The 18,839-nt window shown below is 62.6% G+C and carries 22 protein-coding genes and 1 pseudogene; 7 read left to right on the forward strand and 16 right to left on the reverse strand.

Annotated features, from left to right (window positions below):
- Window position 1: 1 nt before the first annotated feature.
- A complete protein-coding gene (locus tag NKH33_RS12250; protein WP_352919687.1) occupies window positions 2-1,801 on the reverse strand; it encodes an alpha/beta fold hydrolase in 1,800 nt (599 codons plus the stop codon).
- Window positions 1,794-2,381 (reverse strand): amino acid synthesis family protein, encoded by a 588-nt coding sequence (locus tag NKH33_RS12255; protein WP_352766565.1) that lies wholly within the window; start codon window positions 2,379-2,381, stop codon window positions 1,794-1,796. Before NKH33_RS12255 ends, NKH33_RS12250 begins: the two co-directional genes overlap by 8 nt.
- Before the next feature lie 140 nt (window positions 2,382-2,521).
- Here NKH33_RS12255 and NKH33_RS12260 point away from each other — a divergent pair, with 140 nt between their 5' ends.
- Together NKH33_RS12260 and dusA are read left to right on the forward strand one after the other, a co-directional pair.
- Window positions 2,522-3,193: a GntR family transcriptional regulator gene (locus NKH33_RS12260; protein WP_352448871.1), complete on the forward strand. Its 672-nt coding sequence runs from the start codon at window positions 2,522-2,524 to the stop codon at window positions 3,191-3,193.
- Window positions 3,194-3,357: 164 nt separating this feature from the next.
- Window positions 3,358-4,350 carry a tRNA dihydrouridine(20/20a) synthase DusA gene (gene dusA / locus NKH33_RS12265; RefSeq protein WP_352815609.1) on the forward strand — a complete coding sequence of 331 codons (993 nt, stop codon included), beginning with the start codon at window positions 3,358-3,360 and terminating at the stop codon, window positions 4,348-4,350.
- 8 nt (window positions 4,351-4,358) lie between these two features.
- On the opposite strand, the gene NKH33_RS12270 is transcribed toward dusA, so the two are convergent.
- Window positions 4,359-5,063: a TIGR02281 family clan AA aspartic protease gene (locus NKH33_RS12270; RefSeq protein ID WP_352540527.1), complete on the reverse strand. Its 705-nt coding sequence runs from the start codon at window positions 5,061-5,063 to the stop codon at window positions 4,359-4,361.
- Between the two features lie 13 nt (window positions 5,064-5,076).
- Window positions 5,077-5,310, reverse strand: coding sequence for a DUF1289 domain-containing protein (locus NKH33_RS12275; protein ID WP_352919691.1), 234 nt, complete (start codon window positions 5,308-5,310; stop codon window positions 5,077-5,079).
- A 215-nt stretch (window positions 5,311-5,525) separates the two neighbouring features.
- Between NKH33_RS12275 and NKH33_RS12280 the strand changes: the two genes are divergently transcribed.
- The gene (locus NKH33_RS12280; RefSeq protein ID WP_352774145.1) at window positions 5,526-6,524 is read left to right on the forward strand and encodes a nicotinate-nucleotide--dimethylbenzimidazole phosphoribosyltransferase; all 999 of its coding nucleotides are present in this window, start codon (window positions 5,526-5,528) and stop codon (window positions 6,522-6,524) included.
- Between the two features lie 4 nt (window positions 6,525-6,528).
- Here NKH33_RS12280 and NKH33_RS12285 read toward each other — a convergent pair whose 3' ends face one another.
- Window positions 6,529-8,043 carry a sensor histidine kinase gene (locus tag NKH33_RS12285; RefSeq protein ID WP_352919694.1) on the reverse strand — a complete coding sequence of 505 codons (1,515 nt, stop codon included), beginning with the start codon at window positions 8,041-8,043 and terminating at the stop codon, window positions 6,529-6,531.
- Window positions 8,044-8,118: 75 nt separating this feature from the next.
- On the opposite strand from NKH33_RS12285, the gene NKH33_RS12290 reads away from it, so the two are divergent.
- The 4 genes from NKH33_RS12290 (at window position 8,119) to NKH33_RS12305 (ending at window position 10,719) form a co-directional block, all read left to right on the forward strand.
- Window positions 8,119-8,742 (forward strand): thermonuclease family protein, encoded by a 624-nt coding sequence (locus NKH33_RS12290; RefSeq protein ID WP_352744177.1) that lies wholly within the window; start codon window positions 8,119-8,121, stop codon window positions 8,740-8,742.
- 41 nt (window positions 8,743-8,783) lie between these two features.
- Window positions 8,784-9,395 (forward strand): glutathione S-transferase, encoded by a 612-nt coding sequence (locus NKH33_RS12295; protein WP_352919697.1) that lies wholly within the window; start codon window positions 8,784-8,786, stop codon window positions 9,393-9,395.
- A gap of 13 nt (window positions 9,396-9,408) precedes the next feature.
- Entirely contained in the window at window positions 9,409-10,026 is a 618-nt protein-coding gene (locus NKH33_RS12300) for a uracil-DNA glycosylase family protein (protein WP_502901202.1), read from the forward strand.
- A 201-nt stretch (window positions 10,027-10,227) separates the two neighbouring features.
- Window positions 10,228-10,719: an Lrp/AsnC family transcriptional regulator gene (locus NKH33_RS12305; protein WP_023675006.1), complete on the forward strand. Its 492-nt coding sequence runs from the start codon at window positions 10,228-10,230 to the stop codon at window positions 10,717-10,719.
- A gap of 11 nt (window positions 10,720-10,730) precedes the next feature.
- Here NKH33_RS12305 and NKH33_RS12310 read toward each other — a convergent pair whose 3' ends face one another.
- The 11 genes and pseudogenes from NKH33_RS12310 to NKH33_RS12360 all read right to left on the reverse strand — a co-directional run bounded on the left by NKH33_RS12310 (window position 10,731) and on the right by NKH33_RS12360 (window position 18,803).
- Window positions 10,731-11,303, reverse strand: a complete 573-nt coding sequence (locus NKH33_RS12310; RefSeq protein WP_352682782.1) for a DUF3299 domain-containing protein — start codon at window positions 11,301-11,303, stop codon at window positions 10,731-10,733.
- Window positions 11,304-11,371: 68 nt separating this feature from the next.
- Window positions 11,372-11,953 (reverse strand): GNAT family N-acetyltransferase, encoded by a 582-nt coding sequence (locus NKH33_RS12315; RefSeq protein ID WP_352682780.1) that lies wholly within the window; start codon window positions 11,951-11,953, stop codon window positions 11,372-11,374.
- A complete protein-coding gene (locus NKH33_RS12320) occupies window positions 11,913-12,617 on the reverse strand; it encodes a DNA alkylation repair protein (protein WP_352919700.1) in 705 nt (234 codons plus the stop codon). The genes NKH33_RS12315 and NKH33_RS12320 overlap by 41 nt, the downstream gene beginning before the upstream one ends.
- A 9-nt stretch (window positions 12,618-12,626) precedes the next feature.
- Window positions 12,627-13,502 (reverse strand): annotated as a pseudogene (locus NKH33_RS12325) (NAD(P)-dependent oxidoreductase); the annotation flags it as partial.
- Between the two features lie 58 nt (window positions 13,503-13,560).
- On the reverse strand, window positions 13,561-14,388 hold the full coding sequence (locus NKH33_RS12330; protein WP_023675012.1) for an ABC transporter permease: 828 nt from the start codon (window positions 14,386-14,388) through the stop codon (window positions 13,561-13,563).
- Window positions 14,385-15,098 (reverse strand): ABC transporter permease, encoded by a 714-nt coding sequence (locus NKH33_RS12335; protein WP_023675013.1) that lies wholly within the window; start codon window positions 15,096-15,098, stop codon window positions 14,385-14,387. The genes NKH33_RS12330 and NKH33_RS12335 overlap by 4 nt, the downstream gene beginning before the upstream one ends.
- Window positions 15,099-15,216: 118 nt before the next feature.
- Window positions 15,217-15,999 (reverse strand): ABC transporter substrate-binding protein, encoded by a 783-nt coding sequence (locus tag NKH33_RS12340; RefSeq protein ID WP_352471894.1) that lies wholly within the window; start codon window positions 15,997-15,999, stop codon window positions 15,217-15,219.
- A 211-nt stretch (window positions 16,000-16,210) separates the two neighbouring features.
- Window positions 16,211-16,720, reverse strand: a complete 510-nt coding sequence (mobB, locus tag NKH33_RS12345; RefSeq protein WP_352774121.1) for a molybdopterin-guanine dinucleotide biosynthesis protein B — start codon at window positions 16,718-16,720, stop codon at window positions 16,211-16,213.
- Window positions 16,717-17,346: a molybdenum cofactor guanylyltransferase MobA gene (gene mobA / locus NKH33_RS12350; RefSeq protein WP_352502423.1), complete on the reverse strand. Its 630-nt coding sequence runs from the start codon at window positions 17,344-17,346 to the stop codon at window positions 16,717-16,719. Before mobA ends, mobB begins: the two co-directional genes overlap by 4 nt.
- 58 nt (window positions 17,347-17,404) lie before the next feature.
- Window positions 17,405-18,325 (reverse strand): DMT family transporter, encoded by a 921-nt coding sequence (locus NKH33_RS12355; protein WP_352919703.1) that lies wholly within the window; start codon window positions 18,323-18,325, stop codon window positions 17,405-17,407.
- A 121-nt stretch (window positions 18,326-18,446) separates the two neighbouring features.
- On the reverse strand, window positions 18,447-18,803 hold the full coding sequence (locus tag NKH33_RS12360) for a hypothetical protein (protein ID WP_352448884.1): 357 nt from the start codon (window positions 18,801-18,803) through the stop codon (window positions 18,447-18,449).
- Window positions 18,804-18,839: the final 36 nt, after the last annotated feature.

Consider the following 18,839-nt stretch of genomic DNA (forward strand, 5'->3'; position numbering starts at 1 on the left):
TTCACCCGCGGCCGGAAAGAGAAATTTGAGAAGGCGAGGACTTGGCGAGCGGCCGGACTTCGCCTTCGACCTCGTTGCCGACATAGACGCCGAATGCATCTTCCGTGCGTTCGCGCGCATAGCGGGCAAGCATCGAACGCACCGCGGGATCGGCGATCTCCAGATCGGCGATCTGCTCGATGTCGACAAGCCGCATCTGGCGATCGTCGGAATAGGACCCCTCGGCCGTTCCGCGATAATAAACATGCGTGCGCCAGGGTTCGGCGGCATCGTCCCACACCGCGAAAAGGAAGCCGAGCTGGGCGTCTATGGCCCTGGCGGCAAGGCGCCCCTTGAGGCTGCGCGCATCGTTGGGCGTGCCCAGTCCGCGCCCCGCAGGCAATTCATGAAACCCGTCGGCCGTTGCGAAGAACAGCACACGGCCCTCGTTCTCGAGAATGGCGCCGACCTCCGTATTGGGGGGCGCCGCCGCCAGCGCCTCCTGGCTGAGGCCGGGCGTGACGTAGGTGCCTCTGCAATAACCGAGGGGCTGGGCTCCGTTGTGGCTGAAGTCGTGGACGCGGCCGATGAGGATCGAGTGATCGCCAGCATCGACCAGCTGCTCCATGCCGCAATCGAACACCGCAACGGAGCCGTCGATCAGCGGATTGCCGGTCCGGCCCGGCTGCCAGGCCACGGCCGCGAACTTGTCCGCTGCTTTGGAAGCGAAGATGCCGGAATGGGCCTTCTGGTCCTCCGACAGGATGTTGATGGCGAAACCTCTCGATGTCGAAAAAGCACTGTGCCCCAGGGCCCTCTTGGCGATGCAGACAAGCACCAGCGGCGGCTCGAGCGAGACCGAGGTGAAGGAGTTGGCGGTGAAGCCGCGCGGTTCGCCTTCCGCTCCGATCGTTGTGACGATGGTGACACCGGTCAGGAACGAGCCGAGCGCGCGCCGGAATTCGCCGCTGTCAAAGACTGCATCCGTCTCCGGCTTCACGCCAGCGTCTCCTGCCGTGTCGAGAAATTCCATGATGTGTTTGGTCACTTTTTCAGGTGAAGCCATTGCCATCATATGCCTTTCTCCATTGAGCACGAGGCATTGGCCGTGCGGCGCAAGCCTCGCCATCGCCGCCGACATGGCCGGAGTCGAATTGCTGTCCTGCGACCCGGTCATGAACAGAGCCGCCGCGGCAAGACCGGGGAGGGCATCGGCATGCTCGGCGTCGGCATGGGCAAAGAGGCGATAGGTGCGCGCGTAGCCTTCGGGGTCGACCCTTTCAAGGGCGGCGCGCGCGGTAGAGGCCGCCCCGATAAGATTCGCCGGCAGCGGGTCGCCGAACCAGCGGGCAAGCGTAGCCGCAATGGCGGAAGGGTTGCCATGGGTGCCGAGCGCGGCCGCACGCTCGCGTACGGCCTGCGCCAAGGCCGCGGGGCGGCGGAATACCGCATTGAGACAGACGATGGAGCGAACGCGCGATGGGGTGCGAAGGGCGATCTCCAGAGCGACCAGCGCGCCCATCGAATGGCCAACGATCGACACCGACGCCACGCCGAGATGGTCGAGAAGGCGAACCGCCTGATCGGCGAAATCCGACAGGCTGGCTTCTTCCGGCGGCAGCGGTGAAACGCCGTGGCCGAGCATGTCGATGGCGATCAGGTTATGATGGTGTTTCATCGCCACGATCTGATCGTGCCAGATTGCGGCGTTCATGCCGACACCGTGGATGAGCAGAACCGGCGCGCCGGAGCCGGCGCGGATGAAGCCGGTGCCGTCCGGAGCCGTGTCCCGGACCCATGCGGTGGCAGCGACGTCAGCCATGCAGGTCTCCGACCTCCTTGAGGTCCTGATAGCGGTCGCCGATACGATGGTGCGGGCGGCCGCCAATCGAAGCGCCAAGCGCCACCACCAGCTCGTCGGGCGCGGGCGCGTCGCCGATCTGGAAATGTACGGTCAGATAGTGGGAGCGGCGGCCTTCGTCGTTCTTGTCCATCAGCGGGATCATGATCGGGGTGTTCGGCCCTCCGCGCAGATTGGTGAAGGCGAGATAGGTCTTGGCGCCGACCGCGCGACGGTAATGGTTGCCGAAATGCAGCGTATGGATCAGCGCCGATGCATGCTCGATCTCGCCCTCCGTGCCGCAGACCGCGGCCTTGCCGTAGCCCTCTATCGCCTCGCCGGAACCGGCAACGGCGATAATCTCGCGGGTCAGCAGTTCACCGAGGACGGGAGCAATGGCGCGGATCTCCGGCGACAGGTCGTCGGTGAAACCGCGGCCGGCCCAAGGATTTGTCAGCACAGCGGCGACACCGATCAGACGCAGCGGTTTTGGGGCTTCCTTGCCGCCCTCGATTAGCGTGTTCTCGATGTAGGTGACGATCTTTCGAATGGCTGGTTTCATGAAAGTCCTCGGTCGCCGCGGCGCTGTGCAACGCCGAAATCTTTACATCATCTTATGGTATACCATACTATGGAGCACCAGAAGCCTTGTCAATCGGCTATGGAATCTGTTTTGTGGCCGGATCGGGGTAGGGAGAGAAAATGTCAGGCGATACGCTGCGGATCGACCGCTCTGCCAAGACGCTGAGGACGCTGGCGCTGGAGCGCATGCGTGAGGCGATCATGGGCTTCCATTTCCAGCCTGGCGAAAGGCTGGTCGAGCGGCCGCTATGCGATCAGCTCGGGGTAAGCCGTTCCGTCGTGCGCGAGGTGCTACGGCAGCTGGAGGCGGAAGGCCTGGTGCAGATGATACCGGGCCACGGACCCGCCGTGGCCAAGCCGGATCTCGGCCGCACCGACGAAATCTATGAATTGCGGGCGCTGCTCGAGGGCATCGCGGCGCGGGCTTGCGCCCTAACGGCCACGGACGCGCAGATCGCTTTGCTCGATGCCGCCTTGACGAACCTGCTTGAGGCGTGGGCGTCCGGTGCGCCTGTCGAGGTGATGCGGGCAACGACCAAGTTCTACGAAACGCTGTTCGAGGCGGCGGACAAGCGCATTGCCTGGGAAATCGTGACGGGGCTGAATGTCCGCATCAACCAGCTCCGCTCAATGACGATCGCGTCGGAGAACCGCCGCGAGCCGGCGATCGCCGAAATGACCGAAATCATGGATGCAATCCGGTCGCGCAGGCCGGACGAGGCGGAGGAGGCGGCGCGGCGGCATGTCGAATCCGCGTGGCAGATCGCCCGCAACACACTTCGCCTTGGCTGACTGGTATGCCGGCGGCGGTCCATCGTCCCACGGCTAGGCATCTAACTGGTGCGTACAGTGACATGTGTGACATGCCAATGTGCTTTCAGTTGCGGCGGCAAAATCGTATATCGGGTCAGTTAGGTGTGCATCTTTCGAACGGACTGAGACAGAAAAGTAGTAAAATGAACATGTTACGCCACAAAGTTGCCGTGGCGCCGATGATGGATTGGACGGACCGGCACTGCCGGTTCTTCCATCGCCAGCTGACGCGCGAGGCGCTGCTCTATACCGAGATGGTGGTGGCCGATGCGGTCATCCACGGCGCACGCGAGCGGCTGCTTGGCTTCGACGACAACGAACATCCGTTGGCGCTGCAACTCGGCGGCGCCGATCCGGGAAAGCTGGCCGAGGCGGCGCGCATCGGCGAAGCCTTCGGCTATGATGAAATCAACCTCAATGTCGGCTGCCCGTCCGACCGCGTCCAGTCGGGCACCTTCGGCGCGTGCCTGATGAAGACGCCCGTGCTCGTCGCGGATTGCGTCGCCGCAATGAAGGCGGCGGTGAAAATACCGGTCACCGTCAAGTGCCGCATCGGCGTCGATGAGCAGGATCCGGAACCGGCACTCGATGCGTTGGCCGATGGTGTTTTCGCGGCCGGCGCCGACGCGCTGTGGGTGCACGCCCGCAAGGCCTGGCTGGAAGGACTGAGCCCAAAGGAAAATCGCGACATCCCGCCGCTCGACTATGGCCGCGTCTATCGGCTGAAAGCCAGAAAACAAAACAAATTCATCGGCATCAATGGCGGTATTCAATCTCTCGCAGAGGCGCTGACGCATCTCGACCATGTCGATGGCGCCATGCTCGGCCGCGCCGCCTATCACACGCCAGGGATACTCACCGGCATCGATGCCGCGTTTTACGGCAGCACAGCTGAGTCGTTCGATTTTGTCGCACTGATCGATGCCATGGCGGATTATGCGTCACGCCATATCGAGCAGGGCGGACGCCTCGGGCATGTCACCCGGCACATGGTCGGGCTGTTTCACGGCCTGCCCGGTGCACGCCGCTATCGGCAGATCCTGTCCACCGATGCGACAAGGCCGGGTGCCGGACCGCAGGTGCTCAAGGCGGCTTTTGCAGAGGTCGATTTCGGCCGGACCGCAGAGGCGGCCTGAGGAAAAACTCAATCCCGCAAAATCATGCGATCGCCACGTACGTCGAAGCCCGATAGCGAGCCGATGAAATTCATGCCGAGCAGGCTCTGGCCGAGCGTGCCGGGTGCGGCGATCATGATGGGCATGTCCTTGCGCACGATGCCGCCGATCGACAGTTCGTCGGTTCGCACCGCCGCCGCGCGTGTCATGCCGTTGGCGGTAGAGATCGGTATGGTGAAGCGGAGAGCCGCCGAATTGAACCCGACCGCCAGCGCGTCCTCGGCGGTCAGAACGGTGCTGGTCGCGCCGGTATCGACAACCGTCAGGATCGGCGTGCCGTTGATCGTGACGCGCGCTTCGAAATGGCCGCTGCCGGCCTTGTCCAGGGTGACGGTGGCATGGCCTTCTTCCACGCCCAGCGCCAGCGGACTGCCGGGAACAAGGCCGGCGGTGACGCGGCTGGCGAAATCCTGCAACTCATAGCGGTACTGATAGCCGGCAATCAGCGCCAGCACGATGGCACCCCAGGCGCCGAGGCTGCGGGCCATGGTGCCTAACGGTCTGCCCGATCTGAGCAGGCCGGCGCCGACGAGCGCCGCTAAAGCGCTAAGCCAGATCAGCTGGCTGAAATCGTAATTCTCAATGCCGAATGTACTGCCGGCGGAATCGTTGAGCATGAGCAGGAGTACACCTGCCCCGATCGCGACGATCAGAATCCACAGCAGTCGGTTCATCTCTGCGGCCGGTTCACGAGAGGGCGTCGCGTTCGCGTGCCATGCGGCTGCGACGGGTTTCCCGGCGGGGGCGTCGCTCGATCGTTTCCAGCCTTGCCGGCAGCTCGGCCATGACGCTGCGGCGGGTTTGCGGGGTCATGTCGATCCAGGCGGCGATTTCCTCGCGCGTGCGCCCGCAACCGAAACAGAAGCCGGTTTTCATATCGATCGAGCAGACCAGGATGCACGGGGATTCGATGGCCGTCATAAGGAATTCCTTGACTAGCCTCCACATGGTGCAACGACAAAGTCAATGCAAGCCCTCCGGGAAACGCCGCCAATGGGTGCTTTCGCGTCACTACCTCGAAGTTGTGCCAGGCCTGGAAGTTGTGCCAGGCCTGGAGGTTGTGCCGGCCTGAGGTTGTGCCGGCTGGCCAAGGCGGCTATGCCGCTCACCAATTCACACGGACGATCGCCATCGACATGACCAGCGCGCTGCCTTTCGACGATTTTCGCGACCTCCTGGTGAGCCTGCCGCCGGGAGATATGGCGGCCAAGGCCCGCGTGCGCCAGTTGTTTGCCAAGGCAGACAAGCCCAAAGGCTCGCTTGGCCGCATCGAGGACATCGCCGCCTGGCTTGCCGGGTGGAGCGGCCGCGCGCCGCCGGCGGTGACGCGGCCATTGGTGGCGATCTTTGCCGGCAATCATGGCGTCACCCGCCACGGCATTTCGCCGCGCCCGGCCGCCGCCACGGCAAATGCAGTCGAGCTCTGCGCTGCCGGCGGTGCAGCAATCAACCAGATCTGCATCGCCAACGATCTCGGCTTGAAGGTGTTCGATCTGGCTCTGCACATCCCGACAACCGACATTACCGAGGATGCGGCACTGGACGAGCGCGGTTGTGCCGCTACCATGGCCTTCGGCATGGAAGCGATTGCCGGCGGCACCGACCTGCTTTGCCTTGGCGACCTCGGCGTCGGCAATTCGACTGTCGCCGCGGCCCTTTGCACGGCACTGTTCGGCGGCACCGGCGCCGACTGGATCGGCCCTGGATCAGGGGCAGACGCGGCGATGCAGAGGCGCAAGGCGGAGGTGGTCGATGCCGCGGTCGCGTTTCACGGCGCGAGCCTCAAGGACCCGCTGGAAGCGCTGCGCCGGGTCGGCGGGCGGGAATTCGCCGCGATCTGCGGCGCCATTCTGGCGGCGCGGATGCAGAAGATCCCGGTGCTGCTCGATGGGTTTGCGGTGACTGCCGCCGCTGGTGTCCTACATGCCGCCAACCCCGCCGCGCTCGATCATTGTCTCCTCGCAAGCCTGTCGCCCGAGCCTGGTCACGCCAAGGCCGCCGAGCGCCTCGGCCTTCGCCCGCTGCTCGATCTGGGCGTCAGTCAAGGCGAGGCGGTAGGGGCGGCTCTTGCCGCCGGCCTGGTCAAGGCGGCCGCGCTGACCAGCTCCGGCATGGCAGCGGCGGTCCGCGGTTAAGCATTCAGCGCCGGCGCGAGGCAACCGCCTTGGTCGGCAGCGCCGGCAGTTCCTCCATCACCCGGCTCAGCGGGAAGATGGCGATCGCCTCGGTGCCTTCGCGCAGCCTGGAATGGAGCTGGAATTCGCCGCCATGCATGGCCAGCAAGCCTTGCACGATCGGCAGGCCAAGCCCGGTGCCCTGTTCGGCGCTCTTGATGGCGATCGAGCCCTGGCCGAAGGCCGAAAGCACGATCGGAATCTCGTCTTCTGGTATGCCCGGCCCATTGTCCTTGACGGAGAGATATTGCCCGCCGCCCGCCGTCCAGCCGACGCGCACACGGATTTCGCCGCCGGTGGCGGTGAACTTTATGGCATTGGACAACAGGTTGAGCGCAATCTGCCGCACCGCGCGTTCGTCGGCGAACAAGCGCGGCAAGGCGTTTTCGAAATCCTGGACGATGCGGATGTCCTTGTTGCGCGCCTTCAGCTCCATCATGTGGCAGCAATCCTCGACGACTGAGAGCAGCATCATCGGCTCCTCGTTGAGCTGGTAGCGGCCCGCTTCGATGCGCGACAAATCGAGGATTTCGTTGATCAGGTCGAGCAGATGCTGTCCGGAGTCGTGCACGTCACGGGCATAGTCGCGATAGGTCGGGTTGCTCATCGGGCCGAGCACCTCGTTGGCCATCACTTCAGAAAAGCCGAGAATGGCGTTGAGCGGTGTGCGCAGTTCGTGGCTCATCGAGGCCAGGAAACGCGATTTCGCCAGATTGGCGTCTTCCGCCCGCCGCCGTGCCTCGTCCGACATCGATTTCGCCGTCTCCAGTTCGGCAATCAGCGCATCCTTTTCGGAGCGGAACGACAGCAGCATCAGCGAGGAACGGTTGAGCTGGCGCGCTACATAGGCGAAGAAAGGCAACGAGGCGATCAGCAAGCCTGCCATGATCGCCTCGACCGGCATCCATAATTTCGCACTGGCATAAGCATAGATGGCGACGGGGAGGGCGAAGGTCGCCAACAGCGCACCGCGCAGGGACGAGGCCAGGATCGCAGTTGCCGACATGGCGAGCAGCAGCACCACCGCCTTGGCGACCTGGAACTGATCCATTTGGCAAGCTTCGCAGCCGAGCCATGCGAACCAGGCCCAGCCAAGCCCGCACAGAAAATGGCCGATCAGGAAATCCCTATGCGTTTCCAGCGGGTTGAGCTCGGACGCTTGAGTGACGCGTCTGGCCATGAATGCAACGATGGTATAGCAGATGAATGTGAACAGCGCCCAGACGCCGATCTCCTTGCCGATGCCCGCGAACAAGCCTGCCGCGGCCGTTGCCAGGACGAGCAGCGGAATGACGATCACGCCGCCGGTCATCGAAAGCGCGTGGAGCTTCAACAGCTCGCGGTCGAAGTCGGGATTTCCGGCTTGCTGCGAAAGACGGTCGCGCGTCTTGCGCACCGCGCGCGCGACATCGCTGTTGCGATGGCGTTTCCTGCGGTCCACAATAAACTTGTCTGCCATGGTCGAGCGTTGCAGGGGCATGAAGTCTTCAATTTACGCGGGCAGCAATTTCAAATCGTTAAGCTACGTTCGAATGATTAACCAACGGTTTGCCATATGAGCCGTTCGTGGTCGCGATGGCCGCGCCAGCGATACTATGCGCCGCGTCCGCGAAGCCTGTGGCGCCGACTGATGGACTATGGGCTGACACTCATCGTGCTCGGCCTGCTGATCCTCCTGGCGGCGCGCCTCGACCGGGTGGAGACGCGCAAGACGGAGGGCGCGGCCACTGTCAATGACGGCGATAGCATCACGCTCGGCGGCGAGCGCATCCGCATGCGTGGCATCGACGCGCCGGAATATTCGCAGATCTGTCGCAAGGACGGTGCCGACTATCCTTGCGGCAAGCTCGCGCGGCAGTCCCTGGTGCGGTTGATCGCCGGCAAAGCCGTCTCCTGCAGCGGCTGGCAGCGCGACCGCTACGGCAGGCTGCTCGGCGACTGCAAGGCCGGCGGCAAGGATCTCAACCGCGCACAGGTCGAGGCCGGCTGGGCGGTCGCCTTTGGCGATTTTGAGACCGAGGAAGCTGCTGCGCGCGCGGGCAAAGCCGGCATCTGGGGCGGAACTTTCGACGAGCCGAAGAACTGGCGCGAGAGCCACGGCCACGAGCTGGTTGAAAGAAAGCACGGTACCTTGGCGTCGATCGGCGACGCCTTGCGCGAAATTTTTCGCTTCTGGTGAGCTGTGCCTATAGTTCGTCGGGACGGACGAGGAGGATAGAGATGAAGCTGTTCGACGGCGGGCGGGCGCCCAATCCACGCCGGGTTCGGATTTTTCTGGCCGAAAAGGGACTTCAGGTTCCGCTGGTGCCCGTCGACATGGGCGCGCTGGAGCACAAAGAGCAGCCGGTCAGCTCGCGCAATCCGCTGAAGCGTCTACCGGTGCTCGAGCTCGACGACGGCACTGTCATCACCGAATCCGTCGCAATCTGTCGTTACTTCGAGGAACTGCACCCCGAGCCGGCTTTGTTCGGGCGTGGCGCGCTCGGCAAGGCGATCGTCGAGATGTGGCAAAGACGTGTGGAGTTCAATCTGTTCGGCTGCGTCGCTGCGGCGTTCCGGCACGTCCACCCCGCAATGAGGGAATGGGAGATCCCGCAAATCCCCGAATGGGGCGAGGCCAACAAGCCGAAGGCGATCGAATTCCTGAGATTTCTGGACACTGAGCTCGCCAGCAGGGAATTCGTCGCCGGCGATGCCTATTCGATCGCCGACATCACCGGGCTGGTCGCCATCGACTTCATGAAGCCGGCTCGCATCAAGGTACCCGAAGAGTGCACCAACGTGCTGCGCTGGTATCGAGAAATCTCCAGCCGGCCGAGTGCCGCCGCCTGACAATGAGTTCCGAATGACCGAAGAGTTGGAAGCCCTGGCGGCGAGGGTACGCGCCTGCCGCATCTGCGTCGATAAGCCGGCCGCCAGGCCGCTGCCGCACCAACCGCGGCCCGTGCTCAGGCCATCTTCGAGTGCGCGTATCCTGATCGCCAGCCAGGCGCCGGGTACCAAGGTTCACATTACAGGGATGCCGTTCACCGACGCCTCCGGCGACCGGCTGCGAAGCTGGCTGGGCGTCGGCAGCGAGGAATTTTACGACACGGACAAATTCGCCATCGTGCCGATGGGCTTTTGCTTTCCCGGTCAGGACGCCAGGGGCGCCGACCTGCCGCCGCGCCGCGAATGTGCGCCGGCCTGGCGCACATCGCTGATGGCGCTGATGCCGCAAGTCGATATGGTGCTGACGATCGGCATCTACGCGCAAAGCTGGCATATGGGCGCGGCGCGCCGTCCCTCGCTGACGGAAACGGTCATGGATTGGCGTGCCATCTGGGCGGCGGCAACCGACCCGAAAGTCCTGCCGCTGCCGCACCCGTCCTGGCGCAACACCGGCTGGCTGAAGCGCAATCCATGGTTTGAAATGGATTTGCTGCCCTTTCTGAGATCGGAAATCCGCTATCGCCTCGGCTAGGCATTCAGCAAGAAATCACTCGCTTTCGCACTATGCGGCAGAATTTCTTTCTTGTAATAGGCTCGAGCAAGAGGGATTATGGTAATCCATTCCTCGAAGCGCGCCGCGCATGAGGGGACGCGCGTTAAATTCTTGTTTTTATGCATGTCGTTGTGCCAAGGCCGCTGCGCACTTGGACGACTTGCATCAGGGGAGCATCCAATGGACCGCCTTGATAGAAAAATTCTCCGCCTGCTGCAGGAGGATGCGACGCTTGCAGTCGCCGACGTCGCCAAGAAGGTCGGCCTGTCGACGACGCCGTGCTGGCGGCGCATCCAGAAGCTCGAGGAAGAGGGCGTCATCAAGCGGCGCGTCGCCATCCTCGATCATGAAAAGGTCAATGTGCGGGTCACGGTGTTCGTCTCGATCCGCACCAATTCGCACAGCCATGAATGGCTGCGGCGCTTTTCGGAGGTCATCCAGGAATTCCCGGAAGTGGTCGAATTCTATCGCATGAGCGGCGACGTCGACTATCTCTTGCGCGTCGTGGTGCCCGATATCGCCGCCTACGACGCCTTCTACAAGCGGCTGATCGCCAAGATCGAGATCCGCGACGTGTCGTCTTCCTTCGCCATGGAGCAGATCAAATACACGACCGAGATGCCGCTGGATTACATGATGCTCGACAAGGAGTCCGGCGCCAACGCCGCCTGAGATTCTTCTGTTTAGTTCTTCTTTTTGTTCAGGAAAGTCCATGGCGAGTTGACCGGCAGCGTGATCGTGTCCGGCACCGTATCGACGTTGACCACCTCGGCCTTGTGCACGGTGTAACCTGACTGGATGACGCTGACGCCGTCAAGGATGAAAAGCTGGCTCTTCTCCATACCCGGTTGCAAGGCGCCGGTCACCGAAACCGGCTGGTAGGCCTCGGACATCCTGTAAGGGTGTGCAGGCGTGACGAGGACGATCTGGTTGGGCGGCGGCGTCGGCATGTGGCTGCAGGCTCCCGTCCACGGCACCAGCAGGAATTGGTAGACGAGATCACCATCGCGGTCGACTGGCAGCGCATAGCCTGCGAGCTGCACGATCTTGTCCTGCAGATGGAGAGACAGCGTCTCGCCATGATCGGGCATTTTGGCCGCAATCATCGGCAGTCCGACGCTTTCGGCGGCTGGCTGGGTCGGCGGGCGCAGATCCTTCCAGAAAATATGCATCGTCCCGGCGCAAGCGCTGTCTGCCACAATGGACACGAACACCGCGGCCGCCAGGATCGCTCCTGATTTGAGACAGTTGCTCATTGCTGCTCCATTGTTGAGCCTTGATCTGCGGCCTATGCCAGCAAGTAAAGCTGCCGCTGTCGCCAAGGTCAACGTTCAAGCCGCATCACATGCCGGCGCGAGCCGGTCATGCCGATCTCGCGAAAGCCGCGGGCGGCGAACGTGTCCCGAAAACCCATGAAGCTGTAGCTCGGCGACGCCTGGTCGACCGGATAGGCTTCGATCGTCCTGGCGCCTTTGGCAAAGGCGTGATCGATGGCCGCGTCGAGCAATGCGCTTGCCAGCCCGCCGCCGCGCAACGCTCTCGGCACAAAGAAGCAGACGATCGACCAGATGCCCATCTCGCCATCGTCCTGCTGCCGTGACAGCTTGCGGTAGGTCTCGCGCGGCGCGATCGAGCACCAGCCGACGGTCCGGCCATCGATCTGGGCGACAATGCCGACCGGCGTGCCGGCGTCGATCAGCGTCATCATCGCGCGTTTCTTCTCGTCGTTCTCGACATGCTCGCGGCGGTCGAGATTGCGCCAAGCCATACACCAGCAGTATTTCGGCCCGCCGGGTTGCTCGAACAGGTTTTCGAAATCGGCGCGCGTCGATTGCGTCACCTCCGTGAAGCGCACTTCGCTCAGGTCAAGCTTTTCTGGCGGCGAGCCGCTCGAGCGTCTTGGCATCGGAAAGTTCCCTCACGGCGTCCTTGCCGATCCAGCGTGCGGTCCTGTCTGTCGAGGCCGCCAGTTTTAGCGCCACGGCAAGGGCAGGGCCGTGCAAATTCATCGATCGCTTGCCGATCGAACGAAGCGCCCAGTTCACGGCCTTCTTCACAAAATTGCGGGCGTCGGTCGCATGCGCTTCGATGATCGGCAAGAATTCGAGGAAGGTCGTCTCGGGTTCCTTCTTCCGGTGGACTACCGACCAGGCAATCATCGCAAAAGCCGTGCGTCGAACGAGTTCCCGTTCGTCGACCGCGAATTCGGCGATCAATTCCTTCCAGCAATCCGTGTCGACAAAGAGATCGGAGACCCCGTCGACGATATCCCACGAGTCGAAAGTCGCCGCCCATCGTCTTGCATCCGCGGCGGAGAACCGCTCCGGATCGGCTGTCACGGAAGCGATGAACTGCGCCTCCATGATGCCTGTCTGCCAAAGCTCAAAGGCACGCTCATGGTTGCGCTTGATTTTCTTGGCAATCTGCCGCTGCACGCCATGCGAGATACCGAGCGCACGTTCGATCTTGATGCCGTAGCGCAGCATGCCAAGCCGATTTTCCTCCGAGGCGATCGAGCGCAGATGAGCAACGATTTCATCGGCGCTGGATTGAGGCGAAAGCTCGGCCACGGTGAAATCCTATTTCTCCAGCCGCGCCAGCAGCGAGGACGTGTCCCAGCGCTTGCCGCCCATCGCCTGCACGTCCTTGTAGAACTGGTCGACAAGTGCCGTCACCGGCAGTTTGGCGCCGTTGCGGTCGGCCTCGGCGAGGCAGATGCCAAGATCCTTGCGCATCCAGTCGACGGCGAAGCCGAAATCATATTTGCCGGCATTCATCGTCTTGTGCCGGTTCTCCATCTGCCAGGAACCGGCCGCACCCTTGGAAATCACCTCGATGACCTTTTCGATGTCGAGCCCTGCCTTCTTGCCGAAATGGATGCCCTCGGCCAGGCCCTGAACGAGGCCGGCGATGCAGATCTGGTTGATCATCTTGGTGAGCTGGCCAGCCCCGGCCGGTCCCATCAATCCGACCATGCGGGCATAAGCATCTATGACTGGCTTGGCCCTGTCGAAGGCGTCGGGCTCGCCGCCGACCATCACGGTCAGCATGCCGTTCTCGGCGCCTGCCTGGCCGCCGGAGACCGGGGCGTCGAGGAACGCAAACCCGAGCGCTTGCGACTGCTGCGCCAGTTCGCGCGCGACCTCCGCCGATGCGGTGGTATTGTCGATGAAGATGGCGCCTTTCTTCATGGAATTGAAGGCGCCTCCGGCGCCGGTCGTCACCGAGCGCAGATCGTCGTCATTGCCGACGCAGGAAAAGACGAAGTCCTTGCCCTCCGCCGCCTGCGCTGGCGTCGCAGCGAAGCTGCCGCCGTGCTGGGCAACCCACTGCTCGGCCTTGGCGCTGGTACGATTGTAGACGGTGACATCGTAACCGCCCTTGTTCTTGAGATGTCCGGCCATCGGATAACCCATGACGCCAAGACCAAGAAATGCCACCGAAGCCATGTTTTCGAATCCCTTAGAAGCCTGCTTTGCGGTCTTCTTACCGGATCAGGCAAGGTGATGGGAGTCAGCGGTGCAGGTGGATGGTGATGCGCCGTTCGATCCACTCGACGCCGTGGCGCAATGTTTCCACGATGATCAGATAGATGATCGCCGCCCAGATATACGACTGAAAGTCGAAGGTGCGCGCATAGGTGAGCCGGGTGATGCCCATCAAATCGTAGACCGTGATAATGGCGACGATTGCCGAGCCCTTGATCATCAGGATGATCTCGTTGCCATAGGGGCGTAGCGCCACAATCAGCGCCTGCGGCAGGATGATTTTCCACATCGTCTGTAGTTTATGCAGGCCGAGCGAGGCGGCACCTTCCCACTGGCCTCTCGGCACGCTCTCGATCGCGCCACGCAAAATCTCGGCCTGGTACGCGGCCGTATTCAGCGAAAAGGCGAAGATCGCGCAGTTGAACGCCTCGCGGAAGAAACCCCACAGGCCGACCATCTCGAGTTCCGGCCGGAAGGAGCCGACCCCGTAGTAGACCAGGAAGGTCTGCGCCAACAGCGGCGTGCCGCGAAAAAAATAGACATAGGCATAGGCAAACCCCGAGAGGATCGGGTTCTTCGACATACGTGCATAGGCGATGGGCACCGACAGGATTGCGCCAAGCACAATCGAGATGGCAACCAGCAACAGGGTGATGCCGAGGCCGGATATGTAGCCGGGTGCATATTTCTGGAAGAACTCCGGGTTCCACGCAGCGACCAGGTAGACGACCATGCCGATGCCGAGAGCGATCCACAGGCCGACCAGGACATGGCCGAGGATGCGTTGGCGCGACCAGCCGCGTGCGGGCGGCGGCGGCCGGTCGACCTTCAGCGTGTCGGTGGCCAGGCTCATCTCTTGACCTCGCTGCCGCCGACCGCTCGTTCGATCGCATTGATGCCGAAGGAGGAGACGATCGCCAGCAGGAGATAGATCAGGCCGGCAAAGCCATAAAACAGGAAGGCATGCTTGGTGACGCGAGCGGCAACCCCGCTCTGCCGGAGGATCTCGTTGAGCCCGACGGCCGAGACGAGCGCGGTGTCCTTGAGCAGGATAAGCCAGAGATTGGCAAGTCCGGGCAACGCGATGCGGATCAACTGCGGCAACACGATCAGCCGCATCGTCTGGCCGCTGGACAGGCCAACTGAATAGCCTCCCTCATATTGCCCTTTTGGAATGGCGCGGAACGCGGATAAAAACACCTCGCTGGAATAAGAGGAGAAAATGAAGCACAGCGCGATCATGCCGGCGACGAAGCTGTTGACGTCGGCGGAGGTGCCAGGGCTCACCAGCCGGACAATGTACTGCAGGATCAATGGGATGCCGAAGAAGATGAGAAATAGGGTGAGCAGCTCGGGTATTCCGCGAAAAATCGTGGTGTAGATGTTCCCGGCCAGTCTCAGCGACGGCTCTTCCGATTGTTTGGCCAGCGCCACGAAAAAGCCGAGCGTCAGCCCGAAGGGCAGAGTGGCCAGCGCAAGACATACCGTGACAAATACACCCGCGGCGATGTCGTCGAGCCAGCCTTCGGGTCCCCAACTGAGAAGCGTCAGTGCGCTCTGCATCCGCCTGCCTGTTCTCCTTGAGGCTCTTCGAGACCCGTACCGCATCACCCCTCGTGCGCGGCGTCCTTATAAGAACGGCGGGAATCTCCCGCCGTTCACGTCCTCCTATGTCGGTCGATCAGGACTCGCCGCCATAAACGTCATATTTGAAGTATTTGTCGTTGATTTCCTTGTACTTTCCGTTTGCGCGGATGGCGTCGATCGCCGCATTGAACTGGTTGACCAGATCGGTCTCGCCCTTGCGCACGGCAATGCCGGCGCCCGGACCGTGGATTTCGATAACCGGCTTGATTGTGCCGACCAGCTTGCAGCAGGCGCCGTCCGGCGAATCCAGCCATTGCTGCAGCACGACGACGTCGTCGTTGGCGGCATCGAGCCGGCCATTGGCCAGATCGAGCTGGTATTCCTGTGCGGTCGGGTACGGCTTGACGGTGCTGTCGGTATAAGTCTTGGTCGAATAGTTGAAATGCGTGGTGGACGCCTGCACGCCGATCGTTTTGCCGGCCAAATCTTCCTTGGTGACACCCTTGATGTCGGTGTCCTTGGGCGCGGCGATCGCCGGCGGCGTATTGTAATATTTGTGGGTGAAGTCGACCTTCTCGGCGCGTTCCGGCGTGATCGACATCGACGCGACGATGGCGTCGAACTTGCCTGCCTGAAGGGCTGGAATGATGCCGTCCCAGTCCTGCGCGACGAAGGTGCACTTCACCTTCATCTCGTCGCAAAGCGCCTTGGCGATGTCGATATCGAAGCCCACGAGTTGGCCGTCGGCGGTGAGGTTGTTGAATGGCGGATACGCTCCCTCGGTGCCGATCCTCAAGGTTTTTTCCTGCGCCTGGGCAACGCCAAGCGTCAGCAGCGCAGCCGAAGCGGCGAGCGCGATACGCAGTGCAATACGCATAATGGTCCTCTCTGTTGGTCCCGGCCGTCGTTCCCGAACGGCTCTGTGGGCGGTGCTTTTGACCGCCCGCTGGCGCGATACTCCCATTCTTTCCCAAGAAAAAGCAACTGCAAAACCGTCGCTTGAGGGAAGGTCATGTTCAGAAAACGGTGACGCTGGGTCAAACGCCTGAATGGAGAGAAAGTGGCCGGAAGCCCCTGCGGCCGCGATCTCAGCGCGTCAGGCCGGTGGCGCGCTCGATGAAGTCAGCTATCGAATTCGTGTCGTCGAGATCGAAGGCCGGCAGGTCTTCGCCGACAATGTGGAAGTCGGACGCGATGGCGACAATGTGTGGATCGCCTGCCGAGAGCGGTGTCCGGTCCTTGGCCTCGAGCCGTCGCGTCTCGATTTTCTTGTGCGCCTCGCGCTTGTAACCCTCGACCAGCACGATATCGGAGGGTGCCAGCCGTGACAGGATTGCGTCCAGCGTCGGCTCGTCCTCGCCGCGCAATTCGTGCATCAGCGCCCAGCGCCTGCCCGACACGACCGCGACCTCCACTGCTCCCGCCTGCCGGTGGCGAAAGCTGTCCGCTCCGGGTTTGTCGATGTCGAAATCATGATGGGCGTGTTTTACCGTCGACACTTTCCAGCCGCGCCGGACGAACTCGGCCACCAGCTTTTCGGTCAATGTCGTCTTGCCGGAGTTCTTCCAGCCGGTGATGCCGAAGATACGTCTTTTCATGGTTCGATGCTCTGCAACAGATGCGCGGCCTGGGCAAGGTCGTCGGGAGTGTTGATGTTGAAGAACGGATCGACCTCGGCCCCGCCCGATTTCAGGATGGGAAATTCCACCTCGACAAAACCGTGCCGGTCGATGAACGCCGCAACGCGCCGGTTGTCTTCCTCGACGAGAAATTGTCGCAAGGCCTGATCTAACCCTAGCGGCCAGAGTGCAAAGGTCGGATGCCGTTTGCCGCCGGAACAAGCAACGGCGATCGAGCCAGAGCGCGCATAGGCTGCCGCGAGCAGCCGCTCGACCATATCCCTCGGCAGGAAAGGCGTATCGCCGGCAGCCGTGACCAGCGCCTGGCAGGTCGTGTCGGAAGCCCATTCGAGGCCGGTCAGGATCCCGGCAAGCGGCCCGGCATAACCTTTGACGGTATCGGCAAGCACCGGAAGCCCCGTCGCGGCAAACCGTGTCGGATCGCCATTGGCGTTTAGCGCAAGCGGTCCGACCTGCGGGCCAAGGCGCGAAACGACACGGTCGAGCAGGGTGCCGTCGCCCAGCGCAAGCAGCGTCTTGTCGCCGCCGCCCATCCGGCTCGACCGGCCGCCGGCCAGAATGATCCCTGCGATATGTCGGCCCATCGTTTGCTGCCTAGACCCAAAATCCAGTTTTCAAATCAGACAGTCGTCGACAGTCACTCTATATGCCGTCCGGCGCCATGTCCGGTCCAGTGCTTTCGGCGGCTGTCTTTCGCCGGCCGACGATCCGTTCGCGGTAGAGTGCATAGAGGCCCGACGCGATGATGATCGTGGCACCGACGATCATCGGCAGATCCGGGACGTCGCCGAAGATCGTGAAGCCAAGCAGGATCGACCAGAGTAGGGCGGTGTAGCGGAACGGCGCGATGAAGGAGATATCGCCCACCCGCATCGCCGTGATGATGAAGTGGTAGCCGATGAGCACGAGCACCGCCGCCAGCGCCAGGAACGCCGTGCTTTGTCCCGTCATCGGTGTCCAGCCGCCCATCGGTGAAAGCAATGCCGCGCCCAGAAACGTCATGGCAAGGGCGGTGGCGCTCGACACCAGCAATGTCGGAATTGCCTGCGGTATCCGCTTGGTGGCGAGATCGCGCACCGCACAGCATGCCACGCTGGCCAGCGCCAGCAGAGGAAAGACGCTGAACCCTTCGAAGCCCGGCCGCACGATGATCAGCACGCCGGCAAAACCGACGGCAATAGCCAGCCAGCGCCGCCAGCCGACGCCCTCGTTGAACACAAGTGCTGCGCCCATCGTCACCGCCAGCGGCAGCGCCTGCAGCACGGCGGAGACATTGGCGATCGGAAGATGCGCCAGAGCAACCAGGAAGGACACCGTGGCGCCGGCCTCGCCGGCGACGCGCAGCGCAACGGTCGGCTGCAGCATCGAACCTGGCCGGGCAAGCGCGCCGCGTTGCCACGCAAGCAGGCCAACGAAAAGCGAAGCGAAGGCGCCGCGGATCAGCATGACCTGCGCCATGTTCATCGATTCCGACGAGAATTTGGTGATAGCGTCGTTGAGGGTGAAACCAGCCATGGCCACCATCATGAACAACGCGCCGCGCAGGTTTGGCGAAAGAGGCAAGGCGATTACCGGTGAGTCCTGCAGCAAGCGTCTAGCAGGCACCCGCAAAACAGCAACGTCAAAGGGCTGGGCCACAGCCTTTCTATGGCCCGTAACATCTGTCGCGCAAGAGCGGCAGGGCTTATTTGGGCGTCAGTACCTCGGTGCCGTTGCCTTCCTTGCCGGCGATCGTCCACAGGCCACGCAGCGAGCCGTCGTCCTGCACCTTGTAGACGACAAGACCGACCGCCTTGCCCATGACATAACCGGCGGAGAAGGCATCATCGTTGCGCATGCAGATACCGTCCGAGGACGAGCCGCCTGTCTCCCAATGGATCGTGCAGGTCGTCTCGCTGGTCAGCGTGATCGTCGCGTCGCCACCATAGGACGACCCATCGAAATTGGTGCCGGCCACGGCATAGGTGCCGCCGATCGACTGGGCCGCCGCGGGCAGGGCCGCGAGGCTGAGCAATGCAAGAGAAAGAATGAGTTTGCGCATATCGTATTCCCCCACTGGGCGAAGAACCGCTCCAGA

The sequence above is a fragment of the Mesorhizobium sp. M1182 genome (assembly GCF_040318335.1).
In the GTDB taxonomy this organism is placed as follows: domain Bacteria; phylum Pseudomonadota; class Alphaproteobacteria; order Rhizobiales; family Rhizobiaceae; genus Mesorhizobium.

Excerpts from the sequence above, each read along its gene's own strand:
- mobA (WP_352502423.1), bottom strand. The coding sequence starts at position 17,346 with ATGGGCCGACATATCGCAGGGATCATTCTGGCCGGCGGCCGGTCGAGC.
- NKH33_RS12290 (WP_352744177.1), top strand. The coding sequence starts at position 8,119 with ATGAGCCGTTCGTGGTCGCGATGGCCGCGCCAGCGATACTATGCGCCG.
- NKH33_RS12285 (WP_352919694.1), bottom strand. The coding sequence starts at position 8,043 with ATGCCCCTGCAACGCTCGACCATGGCAGACAAGTTTATTGTGGACCGC.
- NKH33_RS12340 (WP_352471894.1), bottom strand. The coding sequence starts at position 15,999 with ATGCGTATTGCACTGCGTATCGCGCTCGCCGCTTCGGCTGCGCTGCTG.
- mobB (WP_352774121.1), bottom strand. The coding sequence starts at position 16,720 with ATGAAAAGACGTATCTTCGGCATCACCGGCTGGAAGAACTCCGGCAAG.
- NKH33_RS12295 (WP_352919697.1), top strand. The coding sequence starts at position 8,784 with ATGAAGCTGTTCGACGGCGGGCGGGCGCCCAATCCACGCCGGGTTCGG.
- NKH33_RS12250 (WP_352919687.1), bottom strand. The coding sequence starts at position 1,801 with ATGGCTGACGTCGCTGCCACCGCATGGGTCCGGGACACGGCTCCGGAC.
- NKH33_RS12260 (WP_352448871.1), top strand. The coding sequence starts at position 2,522 with ATGTCAGGCGATACGCTGCGGATCGACCGCTCTGCCAAGACGCTGAGG.
- NKH33_RS12300 (WP_502901202.1), top strand. The coding sequence starts at position 9,409 with ATGACCGAAGAGTTGGAAGCCCTGGCGGCGAGGGTACGCGCCTGCCGC.
- NKH33_RS12335 (WP_023675013.1), bottom strand. The coding sequence starts at position 15,098 with ATGCAGAGCGCACTGACGCTTCTCAGTTGGGGACCCGAAGGCTGGCTC.
- NKH33_RS12305 (WP_023675006.1), top strand. The coding sequence starts at position 10,228 with ATGGACCGCCTTGATAGAAAAATTCTCCGCCTGCTGCAGGAGGATGCG.
- NKH33_RS12330 (WP_023675012.1), bottom strand. The coding sequence starts at position 14,388 with ATGAGCCTGGCCACCGACACGCTGAAGGTCGACCGGCCGCCGCCGCCC.
- NKH33_RS12310 (WP_352682782.1), bottom strand. The coding sequence starts at position 11,303 with ATGAGCAACTGTCTCAAATCAGGAGCGATCCTGGCGGCCGCGGTGTTC.
- NKH33_RS12360 (WP_352448884.1), bottom strand. The coding sequence starts at position 18,803 with ATGCGCAAACTCATTCTTTCTCTTGCATTGCTCAGCCTCGCGGCCCTG.
- NKH33_RS12275 (WP_352919691.1), bottom strand. The coding sequence starts at position 5,310 with ATGACGGCCATCGAATCCCCGTGCATCCTGGTCTGCTCGATCGATATG.
- NKH33_RS12280 (WP_352774145.1), top strand. The coding sequence starts at position 5,526 with ATGACCAGCGCGCTGCCTTTCGACGATTTTCGCGACCTCCTGGTGAGC.
- NKH33_RS12315 (WP_352682780.1), bottom strand. The coding sequence starts at position 11,953 with ATGCCAAGACGCTCGAGCGGCTCGCCGCCAGAAAAGCTTGACCTGAGC.
- dusA (WP_352815609.1), top strand. The coding sequence starts at position 3,358 with ATGAACATGTTACGCCACAAAGTTGCCGTGGCGCCGATGATGGATTGG.
- NKH33_RS12270 (WP_352540527.1), bottom strand. The coding sequence starts at position 5,063 with ATGAACCGACTGCTGTGGATTCTGATCGTCGCGATCGGGGCAGGTGTA.
- NKH33_RS12255 (WP_352766565.1), bottom strand. The coding sequence starts at position 2,381 with ATGAAACCAGCCATTCGAAAGATCGTCACCTACATCGAGAACACGCTA.